Here is a 4,303-nt window from a genome sequence, read left to right as displayed (position 1 = left end):
TCGCCAACGGGCGCGAGGTGGTGCGCGCGCTGCCGGGCAATGCCTTGCTGCTCGGCGAAATGGGCATCGGCAACAGCTCGGCCGCGGCGCTGCTGCTGGCGCGCCTCGCGGGGCTGGACATCGATGGCTGCACCGGCTCCGGCACCGGCCTCGACGCCGCGGGGCTCGCGCGCAAGCGGGAGGTGCTGCGCGACGTGCTGGCGCTGCATGCGGCTGCGAGCGAGCCGCTCGACGCACTCGCGGCGTTCGGCGGCTTCGAGATTGCCACGCTGGTCGGCGCGGTGCTGCAGGCGGCGCAGGAGCGGCGCGTGATCGTGGTCGATGGCTTCATCGCGAGCGCCGCGGTGCTGGTGGCGCAGGCGCTGCAGCCGCATGTGGTGCAGCGCTGCGTGGCCGCGCACAGCTCGGCGGAACCCGGGCATGCGCTGTTGCTGAAGCACCTCGGCCTGGAGCCCTTGCTGAACCTGGACCTGCGCCTTGGCGAAGGCTCGGGCGGCGCGCTGGCCTGGCCGCTGCTCGAATCGGCCTGCCGCATCCTGCGCGAGATGGCCAGCTTCGAAGCCGCCGGCGTGTCGCGCAAGGACAGTTGAACCCATGAACGGTGTCCGCCACTACCTGCTGGCGCTGCAGTTCTTCACGCGCGTGCCGGTGACCGGCCGTCTCGCCGAATGGATCGGCTTCAGCCCGCAGATGCTGCGTGCGAGCGCGGCGCATTTTCCGGGCGTGGGCTGGCTCGTGGGTGGCGTGGGCGCGGCTGTTTTCGTGCTCGCGCTGCGGGGCTTGCCGGGTGTGGCCGGCGCGCTGGCCGCGGCGCTGCTGAGCATGGCCGCAACGGTGCTGCTGACCGGCGCCTTTCATGAGGATGGCCTCGCCGATGTGGCCGACGGCCTGGGCGGATCGGCCGACCGCAGCCGCGCGCTCGAGATCATGAAGGACTCGCGCATCGGTGCCTTCGGTGCCATTGCGCTGGTGCTGGCGCTCGGCCTCAAGGCCGCGCTGCTCGCGTCGATGGCGGGGCAGGGCGCGCAGGCGGTGGCCGGTGCCATCGTCGGCGCGCATGTGCTGTCGCGCCTGGCGCCGCTGTTCCTGATCCGCTGGCTGCCGTATGTGGGCGACAGCGGCGCGAGCAAGGCCAAGCCGCTGGCCGATGCGATCGGCGGCGGTGCCTTGCTGGTCGGCGTGCTCTGGTCGGTGCCCGCTGCCCTGCTGATGCTGGCGACGCAGGGCCCCGCACGAACGATCGCCATGGCGGTGGCATGCGCCCTGGCGGCGCTGGTCATGGCGCGCATGTTCCGGCGCCGGCTGCAGGGATTCACCGGCGACGGGCTCGGCGCGACGCAGCAGCTGTGCGAGCTCACGATCTACCTGGCGCTGGCGTGGCAGGCATGAAGCTGTGGCTGGTACGCCATGCGCAGACAGACGCCGCGCCGGGCCTTTGCTACGGCCGCACGGATGTGGGCGTGCCGGCCGAGGCGACCCTGGCGGTGGCGCATGCGGTGGCTTCGCGCCTGCCCACGGACCTGGCGCTGGCGCACTCGCCCCTGCGGCGCTGCGCCGAACTCGCGCAGACCATCGGCAGGCTGCGTCCGGACCTTGCCACGCGCGCCGATCCGCGCCTCGCCGAGATGGATTTCGGCGCCTGGGAAGGCCGGCCCTGGTCGTCGATCGCGCGTGCCGAGTTCGACGCGTGGACCTGCAATTTCGCCGAAGGGTGCCCGGGTGGGCATGGCGAAAGCACGGCCCGCTTCATGCAGCGCATCGGCACGGCCTTCGATGAATGGCGCGCGTCGGGGCAGGACGCGGTGTGGGTCACGCATGCGGGCGTGATGCGGGCGGTGGAGCTGCTGCATCGCGGCGTGCGGCGCGTCGACGATGCCGCGCAGTGGCCGTCGGCGCCCATTGACTACGGGGCGTGCCAGCTGATCGAATGCAGCTGATGCACGGCGGCACCCGCTGCCGCGCGCCACGGTCCGCCAACGCGATGCCGACACTGCCCAAGAACGAACGCCTGTACCTGCGCCTCGACGACGACCCCTTGCACGGGCCGGAGGCCGGCATGCCCGCGGGAACGCTGCGCGCCTTTCCGGTCGCCGAGCCGCTGCGGACGCACGTTGCGCACATTCTTCTCTACAGGGAAACGCTGCCCGAGGGCCGCGAGGTGCTGGAACGCGTGCTGCCCGATGGGGCGGTGCGGCTGGTCTTCAACCTGGGCGATGCGCCCTCGGCGGGCGAGAGCACCGGACATGCGGTCGAGGCCATCGGCGCGTCGGCGGCGCCGGCCCTCGTGCGCCTCTGCCGGAAGATGGAAGGGCTGTCGGTGACCCTGCGTCCCGGCGCGGCCGCGGCGCTGCTGGGAAGGCCGGCCAGCGAGATCGCAGGCACTGCCGTGCACCTGGACGAACTGTGGCGCGGCCGCGGCGCCGAGCTGCTCGAGCGCATCGCGCTGCAGCCGGACGACGCGTCGCGCGTCTCGGTGCTGTGCGCGGCCCTGCAGCGCCGGCTCGCTGATGGCGACGGCGCCGTTCACGCGGCGGCCATGCGCGCGGCGCAGCTCATCGCCACGTCGGGCGGGCGGCGTCCGCTGCGCGAGGTGGCGGCTGCCGTCGGGCTTGGCGAGCGGCGGCTGCAACAGGTCTTTCGGCAGCAGGTGGGCCTGTCGCCGCGGGCCTGGAGCCGGCTCGCGCGGCTGCATGCCTGCGTGCGCGCCTTGCGCCTGCAGCGCGAGCCCGCCTGGGCCAGCCTTGCGCTGGATGGCGGCTTCTATGACCAATCGCACCTCATCAACGAGTTCCAGGCGCTTTGCGGCCTCACGCCGACGGAATTTCTGGGCCGCGCGATTTCGGGTTCTTCCAAGACGGCGGATTGACGCGGCCTTACCGTCGTCGCCTCTCACTCGCAACGAAAGGACAGGACGATGCCAGCTGAAAGCAGGGAGCGCCCGTTGAAGGGCTGCGTGGCCGTGGTGACCGGAGCGAGCCGCGGCGCCGGCCGCGGCATTGCGCTGGAACTGGGCGCCGCGGGCGCCACCGTGTACGTCACCGGGCGAAGCACGCGCGGGCAGCCGGCAAATACCTATGGCCAGCTGCTCGCGCTCTCGGAGCTCGAAGCCCTGCCGGGCAGCATCGACGAAACCGCCGACGAGGTCACACGGCTGGGCGGACGCGGCATCGCGGTGCGCTGCGACCACACGCAGGAAGACGAGGTGAAGCGGCTCTTTGCGCAGGTGCAGCGCGAGCAGGGCCGTGTGGACCTGCTCGTCAACAACGCCTGGGGCGGCCACGAAACTTTCACCGGCGTCTTCGAGGCGCCGTTCTGGGAGCATCCGCTTGCCAACTGGGACTCGATGTTCGACCGCGGCGTGCGCAATCACCTGCTGGCCAGCCGCTTCGCCGCGCCGCTGATGGTGGCGCAAAAGAGCGGGCTGATCGTGACCACCACCTTCTGGGACCGCGGCAACTACCTGCGCGGGAACCTGTTCTACGACCTGGCCAAATCGGCCATGACCCGGCTGGCCTTCGGCATGGCGCAGGAGCTTCGCCCGCACGGCGTCGCTTCGCTGGCCGTGTCGCCGGGCTGGATGCGCACCGAGTTCGTGCTGGCGGCCCACAAGACCGACGAGGCGCATTGGCGCGAGCACCCGGCGCTGGCGCGAACCGAGTCGCCGCGCTATCTCGGCCGCGCGGTGGCCGCGCTCGCGGGCGACGCGCGGGCGCTCGAGAAAAGCGGCGGCGTGCACCGCGTGGCCGACCTGGCGCGCGAATACGGCTTCACCGACATCGACGGCCGGCAGGTCGAGGCATTCGAGCTGTAGCTGGGGAACAGGCCGGGCTCAGTACGGCCTCAGGCCGACTTGGGCCGCGGCGTCTTCGGCTTGTAGTCGCAAAAGGGTGCCACCGCGCATTCCCAGCACTTCGGCGTGCGTGCCACGCAGATGTAGCGCCCATGCAGGATGAGCCAGTGGTGCGCATGCAGCCGGAATTCGAACGGCACGCGTTTCTCCAGCTTGAGCTCCACTTCGAGCGGCGTCTTGCCCGGCGCGAGCCCGGTGCGGTTGCTGACGCGGAAGATGTGGGTGTCCACGGCGATCGTCGCCTCGCCGAACGCCACGTTGAGCACCACGTTGGCGGTCTTGCGGCCGACSCCCGGCAGCGCCTCGAGTTCGGCGCGCGTGCGGGGCACCTCGCCGCCATGCTTCTCCACCAGGATGCGGCAGGTCTCGATCAGGTGCTTGGCCTTGCTGCGGTACAGCCCGATGGTCTTGATGTAGTCCTCCAGGCCCTCCACGCCCAGCCGGAGCATCGCC

General features: G+C 71.5%; 6 protein-coding genes. 5 read left to right on the top strand and 1 reads right to left on the bottom strand.

Going from position 1 to position 4,303, the window contains the following annotated elements; translation table 11 throughout:
- The 5 genes from AC1DOC_RS21605 to AC1DOC_RS21585 form a co-directional block, all read left to right on the top strand.
- Positions 1-590 (top strand): nicotinate-nucleotide--dimethylbenzimidazole phosphoribosyltransferase (locus tag AC1DOC_RS21605; RefSeq protein ID WP_478130455.1); only part of this gene is annotated, 590 nt, incomplete at its 5' end.
- Positions 591-594: 4 nt separating this feature from the next.
- Positions 595-1,389 carry an adenosylcobinamide-GDP ribazoletransferase gene (locus AC1DOC_RS21600; RefSeq protein WP_018905046.1) on the top strand — a complete coding sequence of 265 codons (795 nt, stop codon included), beginning with the start codon at positions 595-597 and terminating at the stop codon, positions 1,387-1,389.
- Complete coding sequence (locus AC1DOC_RS21595; RefSeq protein ID WP_018905045.1) at positions 1,386-1,937, top strand: histidine phosphatase family protein; 552 nt, start codon at positions 1,386-1,388, stop codon at positions 1,935-1,937. Before AC1DOC_RS21600 ends, AC1DOC_RS21595 begins: the two co-directional genes overlap by 4 nt.
- A gap of 44 nt (positions 1,938-1,981) precedes the next feature.
- Positions 1,982-2,866: a helix-turn-helix domain-containing protein gene (locus tag AC1DOC_RS21590; protein WP_230537835.1), complete on the top strand. Its 885-nt coding sequence runs from the start codon at positions 1,982-1,984 to the stop codon at positions 2,864-2,866.
- A gap of 48 nt (positions 2,867-2,914) precedes the next feature.
- On the top strand, positions 2,915-3,811 hold the full coding sequence (locus AC1DOC_RS21585; protein WP_018905043.1) for an SDR family NAD(P)-dependent oxidoreductase: 897 nt from the start codon (positions 2,915-2,917) through the stop codon (positions 3,809-3,811).
- Between the two features lie 29 nt (positions 3,812-3,840).
- Here AC1DOC_RS21585 and AC1DOC_RS21580 read toward each other — a convergent pair.
- A partial coding sequence (locus AC1DOC_RS21580; RefSeq protein ID WP_478130454.1) for an endonuclease III domain-containing protein occupies positions 3,841-4,303 on the bottom strand: 463 nt, incomplete at its 5' end.

This window comes from Variovorax sp. 01T439_2 (assembly GCF_056398445.1).
This window is presented reverse-complemented; position numbering and strand designations above follow the sequence as displayed.